Below are 2,031 nucleotides of genomic sequence, written 5' to 3' on the forward strand. Positions count from 1 at the left end.
CCGCTGGTCTTCTGCAGCCAGTCGTCGGCCTTGGGCCCGTACACCCACTCGAACGTCCGCAGGGAGAGCAGGGGCCACGCGCCGCCGACGATGTTGAACAGGCCCTGGGCGCGGGCGACGGTCGCGTGCCGGGGGCCTGTGCTGCTGGGGCGGCCCCGGAGGGCCGGTGTGGTCGTTGTCTCCATGAGGGGCGACTGTCCGCTCCGCGCGCCCGGAAACGGTGCCGGGCCGGCCGGACCGGCGGCATGGAGAGCCCCTGTCCGGCACTGTCACGCGAACGGCCGGGGTGGAGAAGTGCCCGTACCGCGCACGGGACGTCCCTCAGGGCCGTACCGTCGGATCCGGCAACGTCCCCGGGGAAGGGAAACGGCATGAGCGCAGTGGCGCGCCGGACGGTGGTCTCGGCGGCGGGTGGCGCGGGTCTGGCGGCGGCGCTCGCCGCCTGCGGCGGCGGAACGGGCGAGCGGCGGGAACCGGACGGGAAGACGGACGGCGGGGGCGAGGGCGCCGTCCTCGCCACGACCGGGGAGGTCCCGGTCGGCGGCGGGAAGGTCGTGGCCGGACACGGGGTGGTGATCACCCAGCCGAAGCCGGGCGAGTTCAAGGCCTTCTCCTCCACCTGCCCCCACGCGGGATGCACCGTCGGCCGTGTGGAGGCGGGGGCGATCGTGTGCCCCTGCCACCAGAGCCGCTTCGACCTGTCGGACGGCAGCGTGACGTCGGGGCCGGCCAAGGAGCCGCTGCCGCCGATGCCGATCCAGGTCCTCGGGGAGGAGATCAGCTTCGGCTGAGGTGGACGGGGAGTCCCGCGTCCGTGCCGGGGGCTCAGGCCGGGGACGACTGATCCGCGCCGGGGGCTTCCCCGGAGGGAGCACGGCCTTGTGCTCTCCGGGCGGGGGGGGGCAGGTCCCGTCGACCGCCGCTCAGCCGCCGAGGGGTCCGGCGGCGGCCCGCAGCGCGTCCACGACCGCCCGGACCGAGGGACGCCGCCCGGCGTCCCCGCGCCAGGTGGCGTAGATGTGCCGCCGCACCTGCTGCCGTACGGGCACGAAGACCACGCCCTCCGGCTGGGGCCGGCCGAGCCGGGGCGTCACGCACACGCCGAACCCGGCGGCGACCAGGGCCAGTTGGGTATGGTGCTCGCCCGCGAAGTGGCCGAGGCGGGGCTCGATGCCCTGGGAGCGGAGGGTGAACATCAGCCAGTCGTGGCAGAACTCTCCCTCCGGCCAGGACACCCACTCCTCGTCGGCGAAGTCCGCCAGGTCCACCGCCTCGCGCCCGGCGAACCGGTGCCCGGCGGGCAGGGCGACGTCGGCGCTGTCGTCCAGGAGGTGCGCCCGCTCCAGGCCGCCGGGCACCGGGGCGCGCTTGTTGCTCCAGTCCAGGACGATCGCCAGGTCCGCGTCGCCGCGCAGCACCGCGCGCACGCCCGGCTCCGGCTCCATCTCGGCGGTCCGCACGCGCAGGTCCGGATGGCCGGCGCGGAGGGCGGTGAGCGTGCCGGGGAGGAGCCCGCGCGCGGCCGTCGGGAAGGCAGCGAGCCGGACCTCGCCCACCACCTGGCCGCGCTGGGCCTCGATGTCGGCCTGGGCGCGCTGGACCTGGGCGAGGATGGCGGCCGCGTGCTCGGCGAGCAGGAACCCGGCGTCGGTGAGCCGGACGCCCCTCCCGTTCTTGGCGAGGAGCCGCTGCCCCACCTCGCGTTCGAGTTTGGCGAGTTGCTGGGAGACGGCGGAGGTGGTGACGTGCAGGCCCTCGGCCGCGCCGCTGACCGAGCCGTGCCGTGCGACGGCGTCGAGGGTGCGCAGGCGCTCCAGATTCAACATGTAAGCGATCCTAAGACAAGGGGTCAAAGAATTCTCGCTTGTTCTAAGACGTGAGGGCCCGTCACGCTGTGGGGCATGAGCCCCGCAGCCACCCGCACCCCGTCTTCCCCGCCACCCCCGGACAGTCGTCCCCCCTGCTGGACTGGCGTGTCCGTTTCGGCGCGCTGGCCCTGATCTGGGGCTTCAGCTTCCTCCTCATCAAGGT

The 2,031-nt window shown here is 74.5% G+C and carries 2 protein-coding genes and 2 pseudogenes; 2 read left to right on the forward strand and 2 right to left on the reverse strand.

The window, feature by feature from the left end; all coding sequences use genetic code 11:
• A pseudogene (locus RIF68_RS35280) lies at nt 1-185 on the reverse strand (hypothetical protein); the annotation flags it as partial.
• Between the two features lie 186 nt (nt 186-371).
• Between RIF68_RS35280 and RIF68_RS35285 the strand changes: the two are divergent.
• A complete protein-coding gene (locus RIF68_RS35285; RefSeq protein ID WP_309055658.1) occupies nt 372-791 on the forward strand; it encodes a Rieske (2Fe-2S) protein in 420 nt (139 codons plus the stop codon).
• A gap of 132 nt (nt 792-923) precedes the next feature.
• On the opposite strand, the gene RIF68_RS35290 is transcribed toward RIF68_RS35285, so the two are convergent.
• Nucleotides 924-1,826 (reverse strand): LysR family transcriptional regulator, encoded by a 903-nt coding sequence (locus RIF68_RS35290; RefSeq protein WP_309055660.1) that lies wholly within the window; start codon nt 1,824-1,826, stop codon nt 924-926.
• Nucleotides 1,827-1,894: 68 nt separating this feature from the next.
• Here RIF68_RS35290 and RIF68_RS35295 point away from each other — a divergent pair.
• A pseudogene (locus RIF68_RS35295) lies at nt 1,895-2,031 on the forward strand (EamA/RhaT family transporter); the annotation flags it as partial.

Source organism: Streptomyces sp. (assembly GCF_031178505.1).
Taxonomy (GTDB): Bacteria; Actinomycetota; Actinomycetes; order Streptomycetales; family Streptomycetaceae; genus Streptomyces; species Streptomyces gulbargensis.

Excerpts from the sequence above, each read along its gene's own strand:
- RIF68_RS35285 (WP_309055658.1), top strand. The coding sequence starts at position 372 with ATGAGCGCAGTGGCGCGCCGGACGGTGGTCTCGGCGGCGGGTGGCGCG.
- RIF68_RS35290 (WP_309055660.1), bottom strand. The coding sequence starts at position 1,826 with ATGTTGAATCTGGAGCGCCTGCGCACCCTCGACGCCGTCGCACGGCAC.